This is a genomic window from Frankia sp. AgPm24 (genome assembly GCF_023243055.1).
Classification (GTDB): Bacteria; Actinomycetota; Actinomycetes; order Frankiales; family Frankiaceae; genus Frankia; species Frankia umida.
In genome coordinates, this window is the sequence record NZ_JALKFW010000004.1 from 261,897 (window position 1) to 282,257 (window position 20,361).

Below are 20,361 nucleotides of genomic sequence, written 5' to 3' on the forward strand. Positions count from 1 at the left end.
GTCGGGGTGACAGCCGGGGTCGAGGTGACCGCCGCGGTGGGCGGCCGACGCGCGCGGGAACGCCAGCCGCGCGAGCTCGTGCTGCTGCGCCGGGTCCGTGACCGGATCGACCGGGAGTACACCCGGCCGCTCGACGTCGAGGCGCTGGCCCGCGGCGTGCACATGTCCGCCGGGCACCTGAGTCGACAGTTTCGCCTCGCCTACGGTGAGCCGCCCTACTCCTATCTGATGACCCGCCGGATCGAGCGGGCCATGGCGCTGCTGCGTCGCGGCGATCTGAGCGTCACCGACGTCTGCTTCGCGGTCGGCTGCTCGTCGCTGGGCAGTTTCAGCAGCCGCTTCACCGATCTTGTCGGGATGACGCCGACCGCCTACCGGCGCGCGGCCGCGTGTTCGACCCAGGGGCTGCCGGCCTGTGTGGCGAGGCAGGTGAGCAGGCCGGTCCGCGCCCCGGCGGGCAGGTCGGTGCGCAGTCGACCACCAGAGGTGACCGACGATCCGGTCAGAAACGGAGAAGCGCAGGTCACAGAGCCGCAGCTAGCCTGACCGTCATGAGCGGCATCACCATTCACAGCAGCTTTCTCCCGCATCATGACCCGGAGGCGTCGCTGACCTTCTACCGGGACATCCTCGGCTTCGAGGTTCGGGGCGACGTCGGGCGCGGCACGATGCGCTGGATCACGGTCGGCCCGGTCGACCAGCCCGGGACGTCCATCGTGCTGGCCCCGCCGGCGGCCGATCCCGGGGTCACCGAGGACGAGCGACGCACCATCGCCGAGATGATGGCCAAGGGAACCTACGCCATGATCCTGCTGGCCACCGCGGACCTGGACGGCGCCTTCGACCGGTTGCAGGCCAGCGAGACCGAGATCGTCCAGGAGCCGACCGAGCAGCCCTACGGCGTCCGGGACTGCGCGGTGCGCGACCCCGCCGGCACCCTGATCCGCCTCCAACAGATCCGCTAACTCACCTCGGCAGGGCCATGGCCAGGTGCGCCATGGCCGAGATGGGACACGATGAGCACGTCCACGTCCACGTCCGCGGCGTCCAAGCCCGTGGCGTCCAAGCCCGTGGCGCCCGTGGTGGCCGACCGGCATGATCTGATCCGGGTGCACGGCGCCCGGGAGAACAACCTGCGCGACATCAGTGTCGAACTGCCCAAACGGCGGCTCACGGTGTTCACGGGGGTGTCCGGGTCGGGCAAGAGCTCGCTCGTGTTCGCCACGATCGCCGCCGAGTCGCAGCGTCTGATCAACGAGACGTACAGCGCGTTCGTCCAGGGGTTCATGCCGACGTTGTCGCGCCCGGACGTCGACGTCCTCGACGGGCTGACCACCGTGATCACCGTCGACCAGCAGCGGCTGGGCGCCGACCCACGCTCCACCGTCGGGACCGTCACCGACGCGAACGCGATGCTGCGGATTCTGTTCAGCCGGCTCGGGCAGCCCCACATCGGCCCGCCGGGGGCGTTCTCGTTCAACGTGCCGTCCGCGCGGGCCAGCGGTGCGATCACGGTCGCACGGGGCAGCGAGGCGAAGGCCGTCCGCACGACGTTCACCCGCACCGGCGGTATGTGCCCGCGGTGCGAGGGCCGGGGCAACGTGTCCGACCTGGACCTGGCCGCCCTCTACGACGACACGAGATCGCTGAACGAGGGTGCCATCACGATCCCCGGCTACAGCATGGACGGCTGGTTCGGTCGGATCTTCAACGGCTGCGGCTTCTTCGATCCGGACAAGCCGATTCACACGTTCACCAAACGGGAGCTGCACGACCTCCTGCACAGGGAACCCACCAAGATCAAAGTGGATGGGATCAACCTCACCTACGAGGGGCTGATCCCGAAGATCCGCAAGTCGATGCTGGCCAAGGACCGTGAGGCCATGCAGCCCCACATCCGGGCGTTCGTCGACCGGGCTGTCACCTTCACCACCTGCCCGGACTGCGGCGGCACCCGGCTGGCCGAGGCGACCCGATCCTCGAAGATCCGGGGGATCTCCATCGCCGACGCCTGCGCGATGCAGATCAGCGACCTCGCCGGCTGGCTCGAGGGCATCGACGAGCCGTCGGTCGCGCCGCTGGTCGCGTCCCTGCGCCATGCCCTGGGCTCGTTCGTGGAGATCGGCCTGGGGTACCTGAGCCTGGATCGGCCCTCGGGCACGCTGTCCGGCGGTGAGGCGCAGCGGGTCAAGATGGTGCGCCACCTCGGCTCGTCGCTCACCGACATCACCTACGTCTTCGACGAGCCCACCACCGGGCTGCACCCGCACGACATCGCCCGGATGAACGATCTGCTGCTGCGCCTGCGGGACAAGGGCAACACGGTGCTCGTCGTCGAGCACAAACCCGAGACGATCGCCATCGCGGACCACATCGTCGATCTCGGCCCCGGTGCCGGCTCCGACGGCGGCACGGTCTGCTTCGAGGGCACCGTCGACGGGCTGCGAGCCGCCGGTACCGTCACCGGCCGGCACGTCGACGACCGTGCCACCCTGCGGGAGACGGTGCGCACGCCGAAGGGGCAGCTGCGGATCCGCGGCGCCGCCACCCACAACCTGCGCGATGTCGACGTCGACATCCCGCTGGGCGTCCTGGTCGTCATCACCGGGGTGGCAGGGTCGGGCAAGAGCTCGCTCGTGCACGGCTCCATCCCGGCGTCCGCCGGGGTCGTCTCGGTGGACCAGAGCGCCATCCGTGGTTCCCGGCGCAGCAACCCCGCCACCTACACCGGTCTGCTCGACCCGATCCGCAAGGCCTTCGCGAAGGCCAACGGGGTGAAACCCGCCCTGTTCAGCGCCAACTCCGAGGGCGCCTGTCCGGCCTGCAACGGCGCCGGTGTCATCTACACCGATCTGGCGATGATGGCGGGTGTCGCCTCGACCTGCGAGGACTGCGAGGGCCGCCGGTTCGACGCGTCGGTGCTCGAGTACCACCTGGGCGGTCGGGACATCAGCGAGGTGCTGGCGATGTCGGCCGCCGAGGCCGCCGCGTTCTTCGGGGCGTCCGGTCCCGCCGACGCCCGCACCCCGGCGGCCCGGGTCATCCTCGACCGGCTCGTCGACGTCGGCCTCGGGTACCTGCGGATCGGCCAGCCGCTGACGACCCTGTCCGGCGGTGAGCGTCAGCGGCTGCGTCTGGCCACCCACCTGGGCGAACGCGGCGGCGTCTACGTCCTGGACGAGCCGACCACCGGCCTGCACCTGGCGGATGTCGCGCAGCTGCTCGCCCTGCTCGACCGGCTCGTCGACGCCGGCAAGTCGGTGATCGTCGTCGAGCATCACCAGGCCGTCATGGCCCACGCCGACTGGATCATCGATCTCGGTCCCGGCGCGGGCCATGACGGCGGCCGGATCGTCTTCGAAGGGACGCCCGCCGACCTCGTCGCCGCCCGGACGACGCTGACCGCCCAACACCTCGCCGCCTACATCGACGCCTGACCGCCAGCCGCCAGCCGCCAGCCGCCAGCGGTCAGCCGCCAGCGGTCAGCCGCCAGCGGTCAGCCGTCGGCCGTCGGCCGTCGGCCGTCGGCGGTGAGGCGTCAGCGGTCGGCCGTCCGGGTCAGGACTTGTGCTGCTCGGCGTGGCCACCGAACTGCTTGCGCATCGCGGACAGGAGCTTGTCGGCGAACAGGCCCTCGCCGCGGGAGCTGAAGCGCTCGTAGAGCGAGGCGGTCAGCACGTGGGCGGGCACGCCCTCGTCGACGGCGGCGAGCACCGTCCAGCGCCCTTCGCCGGAGTCGGAGACCCGGCCGGAGAACTCGGTGAGTTCCGGGTCCTCGACGAGGGCGGTGGCGGTGAGGTCGAGCAGCCACGAGGCCACGACGCTGCCGCGCCGCCAGACCTCGGAGATCGCGGCGGTGTCCAGATCGTACTGGTAGTACTCCGGGTTCGCCAGTGGTGTGGTCTCGGCGTTGTGTTCGGCGATCTCGTGGCCGATGTTGGCCTTGTCGAGGATGGCGAGGCCCTCGGCGAACGCGGCCATCATGCCGTACTCGATGCCGTTGTGGACCATCTTGACGAAGTGCCCGGCGCCGGCGGGGCCGCAGTGCAGGTAGCCCTTCTCCGGCTGGGTCGGCTCGCCGGTACGGCCGGGGGTGCGCGGCACGTCGCCGACGCCGGGGGCGATCGTCTCGAACAGCGGCTCGAGTCCGGCGACGACGTCGGTCTCACCGCCGATCATCAGACAGAAGCCGCGCTCGAGGCCGAACACGCCGCCGGAGGTGCCGACGTCCACGTAGTGCAGGCCGCGCCCGGCGAGCTCCTTCGCCCGGTGGATGTCGTCGCGGTAGTAGGAGTTGCCACCGTCGATGATGATGTCACCGGGGGCGAACAGTTCGGCCACCTTGGCCACGGTCTCGCCGGTCAGGCCCGCCGGCACCATGATCCACGCGGCGCGTGGTGGGCGCAGGGCCTCGGCGAACTCGGCAAGGGTCCGGGCCCCCGTGGCGCCTTCGGCCTCGAGGGCCTTGATGGCGTCGGCGTTCACGTCGTAGACCACGCATTCGTGGCCGTCGCGGATCAGGCGGCGCACCAGGTTCGCACCCATTCGGCCGAGTCCGACCATCCCGAGCTGCATCTCGTCTCCCCGCTCGTCTCGTTCTCGGTGGTCCGCTCCCGGTGACACGCCATGGCGTGCGGTCCCGTCGACGGGGATCGCGACGACATGGGGCAACCGGACCGGACCGTGCTTCGGCTTGTCTTGCCATTGTTCCCTTGACACCGCGGGTCTCCCGATCGCGGTCGGCGTGGCGTCCGATCGGGCGGAGTGCTTCTCGTCACCGTCGCACCTTTCGCACCGCTCCCATCGCCGTTGGGCCGGCCCCGCCTCGCCGCCGGGCCTCGCCGTTCACGGATCAGCACGGTCGGCCCGCGTACGGTACGGACCCGACCGTGCCAGAGCACGCGGCCGAGACGGGGGTAGCGGCCGCGGCGAGGGTAGTAGCCGTGTCGAATGGTCACGGCCAGGTGGCCATGGTCATCCTGGCGGGACGAGGTAACGGCCGGACGTCGGCTGGATGGACGTCGGCCGACGGCAGCCTGGGAGGCGCCCATGGACGGGACCAGCACCGACGGCGCGGGTGTGGACGTGATCGTGCTCGGCGCCGGGCCGGCGGGGGAGAACGTCGCGGGACGGTGCGCGCGGGCGGGGCTCGCGGTGGCGATCGTCGAGCGGGAACTCGTCGGCGGCGAGTGCAGCTACTGGGGGTGCATCCCCAGCAAGACCCTGCTGCGCCCGGGGGAGGTGCTCGCGGCGGCCCGTCGGGTGCCGGGCGCGGCCGCGGCGGTCACCGGGCAGCTGGATGTGGCGGCCGTCCTCGCCCGCCGCGACGAGCTGGTGAGCGACTACCACGACGACGGCCAGGTTCCGTGGCTGACCGAGCGCGGTGTCGAGCTGGTGCGGGGCACGGGCCGCCTGACCGGCCGGCCACGTGAGGTGCGGGTGTCCCTGGCCGACGGCGGGCAACGGCTGCTGGTGGCGTCGCGGGCGGTGGTGCTGGCCACGGGAACGCGGGCGACGATCCCGCCGGTGCCGGGACTGGCGGAGGCCGAACCGTGGGACAACCGGTCGGCGACCGGCGCCCGGCATGTGCCGCGCAGCCTGGTCGTCCTCGGTGGCGGGGCGGTCGGAGCCGAGCTGGCGCAGGCGTTTCGACGGCTGGGCAGCGAGTCGGTCACCGTCGTGGAGGGAGCGCCGCGGCTGCTGGCCCGCGAGGAGGAGTTCGTCGGCGACGAGGTACGGGCGGCGTTCGAGGCCGAGGGCATCACCGTGCTGGTCGACACCCGGGCGACGGCGGTGCACCGCCCGCCGGCACACCGGGCCGACCAGCGCCGTCCGCAGGTGTCCGTCCAGGTCACCGGTCCGGCGGGGGTGGTGCGGGAACTGGTCGCGGACGAGATCCTGGTGGCGGCGGGGCGTACCCCGGCGACGGACGACCTCGGCCTCGAGACGATCGGGTCGCGTCCCGGCGGGTTCGTCGAGGTGGACGAACACCTGCGGGCCCGGGCGGTCCCGCAGGGGTGGCTGTACGCCGTCGGCGACGTCTGCGGCCGGGCGTTGCTCACCCATATGGGCAAGTACCAGGCCCGCATCGCCGCGGACGTCATCGTCGGACGCCACGACAGCGCGGGACGGCCCGCCCGCGACCATGCCGACGGGCGGGCGGTGCCACGGGTGACCTTCACCGACCCGCAGGTGGCGGCGGTGGGACTGACCGAACGGGCGGCGCGCGAGGCGGGGCTCGCGGTGCGGGCGGTTCGTGTCCCGACCGGCGGGGTGGCGGGCGCGTCGGTGCGGGGCAGGGGTGCGGTCGGCACGTCGATGCTGGTCATCGAGGAGGACCGACGGGTGGTGGTCGGGGCGACGTTCACCGGCGCCGACACCCAGGAACTGCTGCACGCGGCAACCATCGCCATTGTCGGCGAGGTGTCACTGGATCGGCTCTGGCACGCGGTGCCGGCATTTCCGACGGTCAGCGAGGTGTGGCTGGGACTTCTGGAGGAATACGGCCTCTGACGCGACCACGGGACCCACCCGCGCCGCCCGGACATGGCCCGAAAGCGACGCGGGTGAGCCCCGTGCGGCTCAGGCGAAGATGGAAACACCCCCGGGGCCAATGAGCAGCCCGACCACGATGAGCACGATGCCGTAAAGCAGTGCGCCGCGCACGATTGTCACGACACCGGCGATGACGAAAATCGCCGCGATCAACCAAAGAACAGTTCCCATGGTGGACGTCGTTCCGCGCCCGGCCCCGGTAAAACCCCCAGGTGACATCGGGGTGCTTCCGATGTCGTCCCGCCGTGCCACTCTTCGCCGTCCGCGCGGTTCAGCCCGGTGCCGAGGAGGCCGAGGAGGCTGAGGAGGCCGAGGACGCGGCCGGCGCCGAAGGAGCCGCGGTGGGTGTCGGGGCTGGCGCGCGGCGTTCGGCGGGGTGGCCGAGGTGGCGTACGTCCGGCGCGCCCAGACGGGTGGCGTCGGCGGTGGCGTCGTCGGCCTCCTGCTGCGAGGCGCGTTCGGCCGCCACCCGGGCCAGGTAGTGCTCCACCTCGCGGTCGCGGTCGGCCGGTGCCCAGCCAAGGACGGGGGCGATGAGGTCGGCGACGGCCCGGGCCGCCTCGACGCCCCGGTCACGGGTCTCGATGGAGATCCGGGTGCGGCGGGTCAGCACGTCCTCCAGGTGCAGGGCGCCTTCGTGGGTGACGGCGTAGACGGCCTCGGCGGCCAGGTAGGTCGGCGCGCCGGGCAGCGGACGGTCGAGTTCGGCCCGGGACGCGGCCAGTTCCAGCACCTCCTCGGCGAGCGTGCCGTACCGGTGCAGCAGGTGTTCGATCCAGCCGACGTGCAGACCGCTACGGCGCGCCAGGAGCTCACGGGCGTTCCACAGGGCGGGGTAGCCGTCCGCGCCGAGCAGGGGGATCTTCTCCGTGCACGAGGCGGGGACCGTCCGGTTGAGCCCGCGGACGGCGGCGTCGACGGCGTCGGCGGCCATCACCCGGTAGGTCGTGTACTTCCCACCGGCGACCATCGTCAGCCCCGGTGCGGGGGAGACGACGGCGTGCTCACGCGACAGCGCCGAGGTGTCCTGCGACTCGCCGGCCAGCAGCGGCCGCAGACCCGCGTAGACGCCGGTGATGTCCTCGGTGGTCAGGGGGGTGCGCAGCACCCGGTTGACGGTGGTGAGCAGGTAGTCGATGTCGGCGCTGGACGCGGCCGGATGGGCGAGGTCGAGGTTCCAGTCGGTGTCGGTCGTCCCGATGATCCACTGCCCGCCCCAGGGGATGACGAACAGGACGCTGCGCTCGGTGCGCAGAATGAGCCCGGTCTCCCCGTGGACCCGGTCGCGCGGGACGACGATGTGCACACCCTTGGACGCCCGCACCGACAGCCGCCCGCGCCCGCCGACCATGGCCTGGATGTCGTCGGTCCACACCCCGGCGGCGTTGATCGTCTCCCGGGCGCGCAGCTCGATCTCCTCGCCGGACTCCAGGTCACGCACCTGGACGCCGGCGACCCGCTCACCTTCGCGCAGCAGCCCGACGACCCGGGCACTGGTGGCCACCGCCGCGCCGTAACGGGCCGCGGTGCGGGCGACGAACATGGTGTGCCGGGCGTCGTCGACCTGCCCGTCCCAGTACTGGATGGCGCCGACGAGCGCGTCCGGGCGCAGGGACGGAAACGCCCGCAGCGCCGCCTTGCGGGTGAGGTGCCGGTGATGTGGCACGGTCCCGTCGCCACCGGGGCCGATGCGGGCCAGACCCTGGCCGAGGGTGTCGTAGAGCAGCACGCCACTGCCGAGGTAGGCCCGCTCCCAGCCGTGGCGGGTCAGCGGAAGCAGGAACGGGATGGCGTGCACGAGATGCGGGGCGAGCGTGTCGAGCATCAGCGAGCGTTCCCGCAGGGCCTCGCGCACGAGTGGGGCGTTGAGCTGCTCGAGGTAGCGCAGGCCGCCGTGGATGAGCTTGCTGGACCGGCTGGATGTCCCGGCGGCGAGGTCACGCGCCTCGACCAGGGCGACGGACAGGCCGCGGGTGGCGGCGTCGAGGGCCACCCCCGCCCCGGTCACGCCGCCGCCGATCACGACGATGTCCATCACCTCGGTGCGCATCCGGCGCAGTGCCGCGGTGCGACCTGCGGGGTCGAGGACCCCCGGCGCCGCGGGCCTGGTCGACGTCAAGACGGTGATCCTCCTTCGTGCGGCGCTGGCGGTGGCCGGTCCCATGGTGCGGGTCCATCGTGCCGGCTCGCGGTGACCGTCGCCTGTGGGCTCCGTGAACGATGAGGTGTCGGGGACCAGGGGACCGTCCACCGACACATGGCCGGCCGTCGGGTACTACCGTCTCACTGTCTGCGCGCTAACGGGGGGAAGCGACGAAGCCGACAGATGGGGTTGACCACGTGGATCTGACCTACCCACCCGAAGTGGCGGATTTCCGTCGTGAGCTGCGGGCCTGGCTGGCCGCGGAGCTGCCCGCGGCGTGGGCGGCACCGGGCTTCTGGACCACGCTGGGCGAGGACGAGTCCTTCGACCTGCGCCGCGACTGGGAGCGGCGCAGGGCCCTGGCCGGTTTCGGTGGGATCGACTGGCCGACCGAGTACGGCGGGCGCGGCGGTTCGCCCACGATGGCCGCCCTGGCCGACGCGGAACTGGCCCGCGCCCGCGCGCCCCGCTCGGTGAACCCGTTGGGCCTGACGTTCCTGGCGCCGACCGTGATGGCCGTCGGCACGCCCGAGCAGAAGGCCGGGATCCTCGCGCCGATGCTGCGCAACGACGTGATCTGGTGCCAGGGTTTCTCCGAACCCGAATCCGGCTCGGACCTCGGCTCGGTGCGTACCCGGGGCGAACGCGACGGCGACGACTTCCTCGTCCATGGCCAGAAGGTGTGGACGACGTCGGCCCGCCACGCCGACCGGATGTTCGCCCTGGTGCGCACCGATCCCGCCGCGAGTCGGCACCGCGGCCTGTCGCTGCTGCTGATCGACCTGCGTTCACCCGGTGTCGAGGTGCGCCCGATCCGGCAGCTGAGCGGGATCAGCGAGTTCGGCGAGGTGTTCTTCACCGATGTGCGGGTGCCCGCGGCGGACTGCGTCGGCGGCCTCGGCAACGGCTGGGCGACGGCGATGCTGCTGCTGTCGTTCGAGCGTGGGGCGTCCGCGATGGGCCAGTACACCGACTTCCGCCGGGCCTACGACCAGATCGTCGAGGTCGCCCGCGCGCTCGGCCGCGACCGTGACCCGTCGGTCCGCCAGTCCCTGGCACGCCGCCTGGTGGAGCTGGAGTGCCTGCGTTACCACGCCCTGCACGTGCTGACCGAGGTCGAACGCGGCCGGGACCTCGGCTTCGCCTCGTCGGTGACCAAACTGCAGTGGTCGCAGGCCTACCAGGGTCTGTTCGACACGTTCGACGAGGTGCTCGGCGCGGATGTGGGTCTGGACCATCCGCTCGGCGAGTTCGGTGAGTCCGGCGGTCTGGATCTGACCGCCCTGCGGCGGGAGAGTTTCTGGACCCGGTCGGTCACCATCTGGGGTGGCTCATCCCAGATCCAGCGTTCGATCGTCGCCGAACGCGTGCTCGGCCTGCCCAACACCCGCCTCGCCTGAGGCCCGTCCCGAGGAGCCCGCGCCCGTGTTCTTCGCTCTCACCGATGAGCAGCGTGCCCTGGCCGAGACCGTCCGTGACGTGCTCGCCGATCGCTTCGACCTGACGGCGGTGCGGGCGGTGTTCGAGGACGCCGGCGGCGACGGTCATCCCCGCGAACTGTGGCGGACGATCGGTGACCAGGGCTGGTTGTCGGTGTGTGTGCCCGTCGACCAGGGCGGCCTCGGCCTTGGCCTGGTCGACGCGCAGGTGATCGCCCGGGCCTTCGGCGCCGGCGTGCTGCCCGGACCGTGGGCGTCGACCGTGCTCGCCGGCGAGGCGGTGCGCCGGTTCGGTTCGTCGGCGCAGGCCACCGCGGTGCTGGGTCCCCTCGGGGGCGGTGAGCTCGTCGCCACGGTCGCGCTGCGTGGCCCCGGCGGCGGCCTCGGCCGACCGGGTATCGCCGTGCGCGCCACCTCGGACGGCCGTCTGTACGGGATGGCCAGCGGGGTCGAGTACGCCGCCGTCGCCGACCTGCTCGTCGTCGCCGCTCTGGAAGCCGCCCCGGAACCGGCGCCCGGCGCGGACGCCGATGCCGGGGGAGGCACGGCGGTCGTGCCCGTCGACGGCGTCGGCCTGTATCTGGTGGATCCGTGCGCGGTGGGGGTGCGGGTGGCGCCGCAGTCCGGGTTCGACGGGACGACCCGCCTCGCCGCGGTGACCCTCGAGGGCGTGCTGGGCCGGCGCCTGCCCGGCTCCGACGAGGCGGCCCTCGCCGACCTGCTGCGCCGCGGCGCGGTGCTGGCCGCCGCCGATCTCGTCGGTCTCGCCCGGGAGGCCCTGCGGCGCACGGTCGCCTACGACAGCGCCCGCATCCAGTTCGGTCGTCCGGTCGGCTCCTTCCAGGCGCTCGCGCACCACCTCGCCGACCTGCACGTCGCGGTCACCATGGCCGAGCACGCCGTCCTGTTCGCCGCCCACGCCGTCGACTCCACCCCCGCCGACATCTCTGCCAACACCCCCGCCGACGCCACGGAGCTGGCTGACCCGGTGGACGTCGACCCGGTGGACGTCGACCGGGTCGACGCGGTGCTCGCCGTGGCGATCGCGAAGAGCAAGGCCAGTGACACCGCGCGGGACGTCACCGCCGCGATGATCCAGTACCACGGTGGCATCGGCTACACCTGGGAGCACGACACCCATTTCTTCTACAAGCGCGCCAAACGACTCGCGGCGGCCTACGGCGACAGCGGGGACCATCTGGCCGAGATCGCGCGGGCAGCGGTGGGCCCCATGTCGTAGCCCCGAGCGAGCACGGCGTCGGGGGACGGCAGACACATGTCCACAGCAGCGGACATCTGGGTTTACTCGGGCTTTTCCTCGGCCAGATCGGCCCGCGGCGGCCTGTCGCGCGTCCCGGGTGTCGGCACGGGTAACCAGATCGTCCACACTTATGCGATATGAACGGACGTTCCGTGCAGGCACTGGCAAGGGTGATGGTCCGGTGCGCCATCCAGCTACGGATGGTGCACCTGGCATTTCTGGTGTCGTCCGTCGCGGTCTGGTTCGACCGGTACCGTGACCATCCGGTCGCGGTCGCCGGGGCGGCCGGGATGTTCGCGTGGAGCGTGCTGGTCCTCATTCTGCTGCGCCGCCAGCTCGCCGACGCCCGCCCGGACGACCAGCCCGCCGCCGACCGGCACACCGATCCCGCGTCCGCCGCCGACCGGCACACCGATCCCGCGGCCGGCGCGGTGCCGGGCCTCGACGGTGAGCGGGAGGACCCCGGGGAGTCGGTCCGCATCCCACCGGTGCTCGCCAGGCTGGACGTGCTGATGGCGACGGTGGGTGTCGCCCTGGCCCCCTGGATCGTGCCGGATCCGGTGCGCGGTGATCCGTCCTCGCTGGTGTTCGTCGCCGCCCTCACCGCGGCGGTCACCGCGGCCTTCTCGCTGACCTGGCGGGCCCTGCTGGGTGCCGTGGCGCTGCTGGGCGTCGTCCATCTCGTCACGGGAGTGGGGCAGCGGCCGCAGGTCTTCGCGGCGACGCTGATCCTGATCGTCGTCGCGACCTTGCTGCGTTACGCGCTCGTGCGGCTGCTCCGGGTCGCCGACGACGCCGATCTGCGCCAGCAGAAGTCCACGGCGCGCCGTCGACGGATGCTGGTCGCCGAGGCGCGCGAACGGGCGGCGCAGGAGAGCGAACGCCTGCTGCACGACACGATCCTCAACACGTTGACCGGCATCGGCATGGCCGAGGACATGCCCGCGGGGCTCCTGCGCGAGCAGTGCGCGCAGAGTGTGCGCGAGGTGGAGGAACACCTCGGGCCGCGGGCCGTCGGCGCCCGCCGGTCCGGCCCCGGTCTGCTCGAGCGCCTCGCCCGGACGGTGACCCAGGCCAGCGCCGCCGGCCTGAAGATCACCGTTGACCATGTCTCCCACGACATGACGATCGATGCCACCGCGGACGGGACCGGCGTGGGCTGGGTGCCCGACGAGGTGGCGACGGCCGTGGTCCTGGCCGCGGGGGAGGCGCTGCGCAACGTGCGCTTCCACGCCGGGACCGACGAGGCCCGGGTCGTCACGCTGCTCGAACCGGGCCGGCTGCGGGTGAGCATCGTCGACCGTGGGCGGGGTTTCCAACCGGACGAGGTCGCGGCGAACAGCGTCCGCCTGGGCCTGCGCAGCTCCGTGTCGGCCCGGATGCGTGCGGTCAGCGGGGACGCCCGCATCACGTCGGCACCGGGCCAGGGCACCGAGATCACCCTGGCCTGGGACGGACCGCCGCGGGTGCCCGTCCACATGTCAGGGTGGGCCGAACCCGCGTCCACCGCCGCGCTGCCCGCCGACGGCGCACTGCCTCTCGACGGCGCGCCGCTCCAGGTCGCCGGGCCGTCTTCGGGGGGTGCGGGCGCGACGCCCGCGGCCGAGTCGGCGGCGGCGGCCGTGGACCGGATCGAGGAGGAGCTGAGCACGACGGCCCGGCGCGGCTTCGCGGTCGCGGTGGTGGTGGGCTGGCTGGCCTCGCTGATCCCGGTGATCATCCACCGGGATCAGGCCCGGTCCGTGCCGTTGTCGATGGTCATCTGGCTGGCGACGTTCCTCGCGATCGGGGCGACGGCGTGGATCAGCAAACGTCGGCCGTTGCGGCCGGCCGAGGCCCGTGGCGCGGTGCTGCTCGCCATCGCCTCCGCGGTGGGTGGGGCGTTCAACACCGTGGAACGGCCCGATGAGGTGATCGTGTGCTGGGCCACGACCATGGTCAACCCACTGTGGCTGGCGTTCGCCGTCCTGTCGCGCCGTCGCCGGGAGCGGTACGCCGCCGCGGGGCTCGCGGCGCTGGCGATGACCATGCTCGTGCTGGCGTTGGGCGGTCGCCACGATCACCTGGTGCTGGCCCGCCTCGCCGGGGCCGTCTACGGCCTGATCATGATGCAGGTGCTGGTCACGATGTTCGGACCGGTGCTGCGGGCCAGCGCGCAGGAACGGGCGCGCTCCGAGCGGCTGGCCGCCGGCGTCACCGACCAGCGGATCCTCGACATCGCGCTGCGCCAGGACCGGGAGGCCCGCCTCGCCCAGCTCGACGCCCGTTTCCTGCCCCTGCTGCGCGACATCGCCGCCGACCGGCTGGATCCGAACTCCCCCGACACCCGCGCGCGGTGCACCGCGCAGGCCCGGGCGCTGCGCCGGGAGCTGACCGGCGCCGGCCCGGAGGTCCTGGCCGACCTCGCTGGTCCGATCGAGGCGGCCGAGGCGCGGGGGGTCGCCGTCACCGTGCAGAACGACGGCCGGTTCACCGCGATCCCCCCGGCGGTCGGCGCGGAACTGCTGGCCCGCGTCTCGGCGGTGCTGTCCTCCATCGGACGGGAGACGGTGCTGCTCACCGCCTACCTCGATGCGGACCGGGCCGAGATCTACCTGTCCTACCCGGTGCGGGCGGCAACGGCATCCACCTCGGGGAACGGCCGCGGCCCGACCCTGGGTGACTTCGGCCGGTTCGGCGAGTTCGGTCCCGCCGGCGCCGGTCTGGTGCGTTCGACGGCGTCCATGGCCGAGGGGGTCGTCTGCGTCGAACTGCGCTGGTCCGCCGACGGGACGGGCCCGCAGCCGCGCCCCTTCGACGCCCCCGACCTCCTCCCGCTGGGGGTGGACGCAGGCACGCCGGTTGTTCCGTCCACGATGGCGGGCCTGCGCGGTGCGGTGCGGGCCGGCGACGAGTCCGCCCCGGTGGGACGTGGTCTGCTGGAGTCAGCGGGACGTGGCATGGTCGAACAACCGGGTGGCGGCGGCGAGCGCCGCGCGACGTTCCGCCGGGACCAGACCGATGCGTGAACGACGGTCGACCAGGTCGGCCGCGGTGAGCGCCCCTTCGTGGCGGATCGCGAACAGCCACTCCGCGCCGGTGACGGAGGTCGCCTCACCCACCGGTTCGAGCAGTTCGGGCGCGTCGGCGGCCAGCGCCAGCACCCGGGGCGCCTCGGTGCCGTAGCGCTCGACGAGCCGGGCCGGCGCGGCGATCCCGGCAAGCCGCTCGCGCGGTGCCGAGCCGACGAGCCCGAGCCGCGTGGTCCGACACGGCCCGGCGGTCAGCCCGGACGCGGTGATCGCCGCGTCCACCGCGTCGGCGGCCATCCGCCGATAGGTGGTGAGCTTCCCGCCGACGACGGTGACCAGGCCGCCCGCGTCGATGTGCACCAGATGGCGCCGTGACAGATCCGCCGTGCGGGCACCACGGGACACGCGGGACCCGCGCCCGGCGTCGCGGGGATGGCCAGCCGGCGGCCCGTCCAGCAGCGGGCGCAGACCGGCGAACGCGCCGAGCAGGTCAGCCCGGTCCAGCGGGGCGGCGAACACCCGGGAGACGACCCCGAGCAGCTCGGTGATCTCCTCCTCGCCGGGTTCGGGCACGTCGGTGATCGACTCGACCGGGACGTCGGTGAGCCCGATGTAGACCCGCCCGTCATCCTGCGGCAGCACCAGGGCGAACCGCCCGAACTCACCCGGAATCGGCACGGACAGCGCCGCCCGCCCGCCGGCGAGCACCCCCGCGCGCACCACCAGATGCGTGCCGCGGCTGGGCCGCAGCCGGATACCCGGGGCGAGCGTCGGTGCCCACACCCCGGTCGCGTTGACGACCGCGCGGGCCCGTAGCGTGACCGGACCGCCGCCCAGCTCGTCCGACGCCGTCACCAGGAACCCCGCCGCGCCGCCGCCCGAACCCGACCCGCGGCCGGGTTCGATCTGCTGGACGCGCAGCCTGGTCAGGACGCGGGCGCCGAAACCGGCCGCGGTGCGGGCCAGGGCGACGACCAGTCGGGCGTCGTCGACGAGCTGACCGTCCCAGTACACCAGCCCGCCGCGCAGCCCCGTGCGCCGCAGCGCCGGGGCGAATCCCAGCGTCTCCACCGCCGTGAGCCGGCGCGAACCGGGCAGCATCTGCCGGGGCGTGCCGGCCGCACGCCGCAGCACATCACCGACACCGAGCCCGGCCCGCACCAGCGTCGCCCCCGGCCTGGACAGATCGCCGGTCAGCGGGGTGACGATGGGCAGCGCCCGGACGAGATGCGGCGCGGTGTGCCGCAGCAGGACGTCCCGCTCCACCGCGCTCTCCCACGCCACCGGAAGATCACCATGGGCGAGGTAGCGCAGGCCGCCGTGGACGAGCTTCGAGCTCCACCGGCTGGTCCCGAACGCGAGATCACGCGCCTCGGCCAGCGCGACGCTCAACCCGCGCGAGGCCGCGTCGAGCGCGACCCCCACCCCCGTCACCCCACCGCCCACGACCAGCAGGTCGACGGACCGCCCCGCGGCCAGTTCGGCGAGCTCACGTTCGCGGCGCCGCCCGTTCAGGGACGTCCCGCCCAGCCCGCCCGCCGCGGTGCCGCCCGTCACGCGAGCCGCCCCGCCGACGACCGGTTCTCGAACAGCCGGTTCTCGAACAGCCGGCCCGGGCCCGGCTCGCCGGCCGGGTCGGGCTCCGGATCGAGCCCCCTGTCGCCGGTCGTGTCGTGATCCGGGGTGAGGTAGGTGTGCAGGAGTCGGCGCAGCTCACCGTCGCGCGTCCTCGTCGGGACACGTCCACCCAGCGCGTCCGCGGACAGCACGTAGGACTGCACGACCAGCAGCACCATCACGGCCAGCGCCTCGGGATCGCCGGCGCGCACCGTGCCGGCGCGGGCCGCGGCGCCGAGCTGCCCGGCGAGCAGGTCGACGATCATCTGCTGGGTGGCGCCACGGCGTTCGGTCAGGTAGGGCAGCAGCATCTCCGCGTCCGTCTCCAGGATGCGGCGGTAGACCGGGTTCACCCGGAACGCCTCGACGGTCGCGACGATCTCGTCGACGATGCCGTCCAGCTCGCCGCCGCGCGGATCGCGTTCGGCGGGACGGGCCGCGGCGGTGACGATCGAGCCCCACTCCCGGGTCATCACCTCCCCGACGAGGGCGCGCAGGTCGGGCCAGCGCCGGTAGAGCGTCATCCGGCTCGTTCCGGCCCGCCGGGCGACCTCGGTCAGCGTGGTCCGCCGCACGCCCACGGCCAGCAGTGACGCCTTCGCCGCGTCGAGCACCGCGGCGTCGCGCACCGTGCCTTCCGATCCGACCGTGCCTTCCGATCCGACCGTGCCTTCCGGTCCGACCGTGCCTTCCGGTCCGACCGTGCCCGGCGACTTCACGTGTGGTGCGTCTGTGCCGATGCTCATCGCTGTGCTCCCGGTGGCCGTGCTGCGGCCGGTCGGATGTGTCATGGTGAGATCGAGCGCTGTGACACTGTGACACCTTTTGTCACACTGTCACGGTCGCAGTCTACCGAGTCGGACGACCCCGAACCGAGGTGAAGATGACCAGCGCCGAGATCCGCTCGGATGCGGCTCGCGAGGCCGCGGGTCCCCACGGCCACGACCGGGCCGCCGGTGCCACGTCCGCGGAGCCGGTCTGGTGGGGCTGGGGGCCGGCCTTCGCGCACCAGCCGCTGCCGGCGGGTGTCGCCGACGTGCTGACCCAGCTGGGCATCCCGGTGCGCCCGTCCCGGCCGGTGGCGCTGGCCGATGTGCGGCTGCCCCCCGTCCGGCTGTCGGCGACGGCCCGCCGCGCGCTCGTGGCGATCGTCGGCGAGGGCCACGTCCGCCTCGAGGCCGAGGTGCGCGTGCGGCACTGTCGGGGGCGTTCCACCACCGACCTGTTGCTGCTGCGCTCCGGGGACGCCAGCGCCGCGCCCGACGCGGTGGTGCTGCCCGCCGACCACGACGAGGTGCTGGAGTTGCTACGGGTCGCGACCCGTGAGCGGATCGTCGTCGTTCCCTACGGCGGGGGGACGTCCGTGGTCGGTGGGCTCGCCCCGCCGGCGGCACAGGGGCGTCCGGTCATCGCGCTGGACCTGCGTCGACTCGACCGGCTCGGCCGCATCGACCGGGAGTCCGGCACCGTCGAACTCGACGCCGGTCTGCGCGGCCCACGCGTCGAGGAGCTGCTCGCACCGCACGGTCTCACCCTCGGTCATGTGCCGCAGTCCTGGGAGTACGCCACGATCGGCGGTTTCGCCGCGACCCGGTCCAGCGGTCAGGCCTCCGGCGGCTACGGCCGGTTCGACGAGCTGGTCGTCGGCCTGCGGGTGGCCACTCCCGCCGGTGGCTGGGAGCTCGGCCGGGCGCCCGCCTCGGCCGCCGGCCCGGACCTGCGGGCACTGGTCCTGGGCTCCGAGGGGGCCTTCGGTGTGATCACCCGGGTGACCGTGCGGGTACACCCCCTGCCCGCCCACCGTGTCCACGAGGGCTGGCGGGTACCCGACTTCGCCACCGGGACGCGCCTGCTGCGCGACCTGGCTGCCCGCGACCTGCGTCCCACCGTCTGCCGCCTGGCCGACGAGACCGAGACCCTCGCCAACCTCGCCGGCCCGACCGCCACGGACGACAACGACACCTCGGACGACGCCGCCGCCGGTGCCGGTGGCGGTGCCGGCGGATGTCGGCTGATCACGGGGTTCGAGGGTTCCGGGGCGGCGGTGGCCGAGCGGGCGGCGCGGGTCGCGGAGATCCTGCGGGCCGGCGGTGCGACCGCCCTCGGCCCGGACGCCGGACTCGACTGGGAGCGCGGCCGCTTCCGTGCCCCCTACCTGCGCGACGCCCTGCTCGACCTCGGTGTGTTCGCCGAGACCCTGGAGACCGCCGGCTTCTGGTCGTCCCTGCCGGCGCTCTACACGGGCGTGCGACGGGCCCTGAGCGACACCCTTGGCAGTGCGGGCCTGGCCCCGGTGGTCATGTGCCATGTGTCCCACCTGTACGCCACGGGTGCGTCCCTGTACTTCACCGTCGTGAGCGCCCAGGGCGACGATCCGGTCGCCACCTGGCGGACCGCCAAGGCCGCGGCCGGGGAGGCGATCGTGGCCGCCGGCGGCACGATCACCCACCATCACGCCGTCGGTACCGAACACCAGCCCTGGCTCGGCGCCGAGATCGGCGGTCTGGGCCTCGACGTCCTGCGCTCGGTGAAACGCACCCTCGACCCCGCCGGCATCCTCAACCCCGGCGTCCTCGTCCCCTGACCGCTGCCCAGACCGGATGTCGCACGGCCGGACGCCGCTCGACCGGATGCCCCGCGGCCATCGAGACCGAGCGGCTCAGGTCGGTCACGTCCGGTGGTGGGGTCGGGTGTGAGCCGGGGTACATCCATCAGATGCAGACCCTCGGTGCCGTGATCGTCGCGATGCTGCTCATGACCATTCCGGCGTTCCTCGTCCTGCCCCCGTTGGCCTGGGCGTTCGTCCGTTGTACGCCGCTGCGGGTCGCCGCCGAGGCCGAACGTGAACGCGAACGTCGGCGCCCCCTCGGCTGACCGGCGGGGTCCTCGGCGAGCCGGGAAGCGCGATCCCGCCGGGTGGCCCCACCGTGGGCGGGAACGACGCGCCGATCCGGCCATCCCCGACATGTCCGGCCGTGGACTCGGCGAGGATAAGGGGTATGAGCAGCACCCGGGCGCGCGCCACGACACAGGTCGAAGCGGGCGCCACGACCGACGCCAACGCCAGGGCCGACGCCGGGGCGGCCAACGACGCGGCGGCCAAGGCTGCCGTCCCGGCCGTCCCGGCGCCGGACGGGGACGAGGTGACCAGCCGTGGGCTCGTCGTGGTCGGGCCGGGGGCCAGTTTCGGGGTCGAGCTGCTGCGCCGGTTCGGCGAGGAGGGCTTCGCGCTCGGGGTCGTGACCCGGTCCGCGGAGACGTTGGGGCGGATCCGCGGCGAACTGGCCGCGCAGGAACTCACCGTCTCGGGTCTGGTGGCGGACGTGACCGACGCGGCGGGGCTGACCAGGGCGATCGAACGGGTCGCCACCGAGATCGGCGGGCTGACAGCCCTGGTGTACAACGCCAAGATCAGCATCAGGGGGGCCGCGCTCACCGTGGCTCCGGCGACGCTCACGGAGACCCTCGCGGTCAACGTGACCGGGGCGCTCGCCGCGATCCAGGCCGGTGTCGGTCCGCTCACGCAGCGTCCGGGCGCCACCATCGTGCTGACCTCCACCAGCCCGCGGACAGCGCCGGTGGCCGGGCGGTTCACCCTCGCTGTCGGGAAGTCCGGGCTCACGGCGCTGGCCGAGGCGCTGCGCCCGGTGCTCGCGGCGCGGGGTGTGCGGCTGCGTACCGTCCTGCTCGACGGTCGGATCGCCCCCGACGGTCCGTTGCGGCCGCGCGACGTCGCCGAGCACTTCTGGCAGGCCTACGCGGCACCGCGCGGCGACATCTTCCGGCTCGCACCGGTCAGAAGGGACACCCCGGTGGCACAGCTCCCCCTGGAGGTGTGAGCTGGTGTGAGCCGAGGTCAGGGCGAAGCGACCGGCGGGTGACCGGACGCCCGGACGCGGCGTCGCCGATCCGACAGGTCCGCCCCGGCGACGATCGCACCCGAACCGCCGCACGGCGTGCGAAACATGCGACTATCCGGCGACGGGACGATGCGGCGCGAGTGCGGTCCGGTGGCAGGCGGCGTCCGACGGGTACGGCGGGAGATGGTGCGGTGAACGACGGACGCGGTGGCGACGGGCGCGACGGCGATGGTGACTGGCCTGAGTCGGAGGTCACCCATGTGGCGTCCGCGGACGAGGACGCCACCCAGCTCGGCGACCCGCGTGACCCGCACGGTCCGGGCGCCGGCGCTGCGGGTGCCGGCGGTCCGCGTGCCGGCGGTGCTGGTGCGGGACGGCCGCGCCGGGGTGCGCCGGTCGGGCCACCGCCGCCCGCGGAGGCGTTTCGCCCGGCCGGTCCGCCGCCGCCCGCGGCATCCTTCCAACCGGGGCGCCC

Annotated in this window: 15 protein-coding genes; 10 read left to right on the forward strand and 5 right to left on the reverse strand. The window is 73.3% G+C overall.

Going from position 1 to position 20,361, the window contains the following annotated elements:
• The first annotated feature begins 36 nt into the window (after nucleotides 1-36).
• The 3 genes from MXD61_RS03230 to MXD61_RS03240 are packed head-to-tail and all read left to right on the forward strand — an operon-like array spanning nucleotide 37 to nucleotide 3,437.
• The gene (locus tag MXD61_RS03230) at nucleotides 37-546 is read left to right on the forward strand and encodes a helix-turn-helix transcriptional regulator (RefSeq protein ID WP_248811392.1); all 510 of its coding nucleotides are present in this window, start codon (nucleotides 37-39) and stop codon (nucleotides 544-546) included.
• Between the two features lie 5 nt (nucleotides 547-551).
• Nucleotides 552-965 carry a VOC family protein gene (locus MXD61_RS03235; protein WP_248811359.1) on the forward strand — a complete coding sequence of 138 codons (414 nt, stop codon included), beginning with the start codon at nucleotides 552-554 and terminating at the stop codon, nucleotides 963-965.
• A gap of 51 nt (nucleotides 966-1,016) precedes the next feature.
• Entirely contained in the window at nucleotides 1,017-3,437 is a 2,421-nt protein-coding gene (locus MXD61_RS03240) for an excinuclease ABC subunit UvrA (RefSeq protein WP_248811360.1), read from the forward strand.
• Nucleotides 3,438-3,558: 121 nt separating this feature from the next.
• Here the strand turns inward: MXD61_RS03240 and gnd are convergent, their stop codons facing one another.
• Nucleotides 3,559-4,575 (reverse strand): phosphogluconate dehydrogenase (NAD(+)-dependent, decarboxylating), encoded by a 1,017-nt coding sequence (gene gnd / locus MXD61_RS03245; RefSeq protein WP_163547686.1) that lies wholly within the window; start codon nucleotides 4,573-4,575, stop codon nucleotides 3,559-3,561.
• A gap of 474 nt (nucleotides 4,576-5,049) precedes the next feature.
• Here gnd and MXD61_RS03250 point away from each other — a divergent pair, with 474 nt between their 5' ends.
• Nucleotides 5,050-6,513, forward strand: a complete 1,464-nt coding sequence (locus MXD61_RS03250; RefSeq protein WP_248811361.1) for an NAD(P)/FAD-dependent oxidoreductase — start codon at nucleotides 5,050-5,052, stop codon at nucleotides 6,511-6,513.
• Nucleotides 6,514-6,582: 69 nt separating this feature from the next.
• On the opposite strand, the gene MXD61_RS03255 is transcribed toward MXD61_RS03250, so the two are convergent.
• On the reverse strand, nucleotides 6,583-6,726 hold the full coding sequence (locus MXD61_RS03255; protein ID WP_248811362.1) for a GPGG-motif small membrane protein: 144 nt from the start codon (nucleotides 6,724-6,726) through the stop codon (nucleotides 6,583-6,585).
• 100 nt (nucleotides 6,727-6,826) lie between these two features.
• Complete coding sequence (locus MXD61_RS03260; protein WP_374628348.1) at nucleotides 6,827-8,674, reverse strand: glycerol-3-phosphate dehydrogenase/oxidase; 1,848 nt, start codon at nucleotides 8,672-8,674, stop codon at nucleotides 6,827-6,829.
• A 221-nt stretch (nucleotides 8,675-8,895) separates the two neighbouring features.
• Here MXD61_RS03260 and MXD61_RS03265 point away from each other — a divergent pair, with 221 nt between their 5' ends.
• From MXD61_RS03265 to MXD61_RS03275, 3 genes are all read left to right on the forward strand, one after another.
• Nucleotides 8,896-10,098 carry an acyl-CoA dehydrogenase family protein gene (locus MXD61_RS03265; RefSeq protein WP_248811363.1) on the forward strand — a complete coding sequence of 401 codons (1,203 nt, stop codon included), beginning with the start codon at nucleotides 8,896-8,898 and terminating at the stop codon, nucleotides 10,096-10,098.
• Between the two features lie 25 nt (nucleotides 10,099-10,123).
• Nucleotides 10,124-11,377, forward strand: coding sequence for an acyl-CoA dehydrogenase family protein (locus MXD61_RS03270; protein WP_248811364.1), 1,254 nt, complete (start codon nucleotides 10,124-10,126; stop codon nucleotides 11,375-11,377).
• Nucleotides 11,378-11,535: 158 nt separating this feature from the next.
• A complete protein-coding gene (locus tag MXD61_RS03275; RefSeq protein ID WP_248811365.1) occupies nucleotides 11,536-14,406 on the forward strand; it encodes an ATP-binding protein in 2,871 nt (956 codons plus the stop codon).
• Here the strand turns inward: MXD61_RS03275 and MXD61_RS03280 are convergent.
• The gene (locus MXD61_RS03280) at nucleotides 14,323-15,966 is read right to left on the reverse strand and encodes a glycerol-3-phosphate dehydrogenase/oxidase (protein WP_248811366.1); all 1,644 of its coding nucleotides are present in this window, start codon (nucleotides 15,964-15,966) and stop codon (nucleotides 14,323-14,325) included. The genes MXD61_RS03275 and MXD61_RS03280 overlap by 84 nt on opposite strands.
• Nucleotides 15,963-16,772 carry a TetR/AcrR family transcriptional regulator gene (locus tag MXD61_RS03285; protein ID WP_248811367.1) on the reverse strand — a complete coding sequence of 270 codons (810 nt, stop codon included), beginning with the start codon at nucleotides 16,770-16,772 and terminating at the stop codon, nucleotides 15,963-15,965. The genes MXD61_RS03280 and MXD61_RS03285 overlap by 4 nt, the downstream gene beginning before the upstream one ends.
• A gap of 137 nt (nucleotides 16,773-16,909) precedes the next feature.
• Here MXD61_RS03285 and MXD61_RS03290 point away from each other — a divergent pair, with 137 nt between their 5' ends.
• The 3 genes from MXD61_RS03290 to MXD61_RS03300 all read left to right on the forward strand — a co-directional run bounded on the left by MXD61_RS03290 (nucleotide 16,910) and on the right by MXD61_RS03300 (nucleotide 19,865).
• Complete coding sequence (locus tag MXD61_RS03290) at nucleotides 16,910-18,610, forward strand: FAD-binding oxidoreductase (protein ID WP_248811368.1); 1,701 nt, start codon at nucleotides 16,910-16,912, stop codon at nucleotides 18,608-18,610.
• Between the two features lie 131 nt (nucleotides 18,611-18,741).
• Nucleotides 18,742-18,900 carry a hypothetical protein gene (locus tag MXD61_RS03295; RefSeq protein ID WP_248811369.1) on the forward strand — a complete coding sequence of 53 codons (159 nt, stop codon included), beginning with the start codon at nucleotides 18,742-18,744 and terminating at the stop codon, nucleotides 18,898-18,900.
• A gap of 125 nt (nucleotides 18,901-19,025) precedes the next feature.
• On the forward strand, nucleotides 19,026-19,865 hold the full coding sequence (locus MXD61_RS03300; RefSeq protein ID WP_248811370.1) for an SDR family oxidoreductase: 840 nt from the start codon (nucleotides 19,026-19,028) through the stop codon (nucleotides 19,863-19,865).
• Nucleotides 19,866-20,361 lie beyond the last annotated feature (496 nt).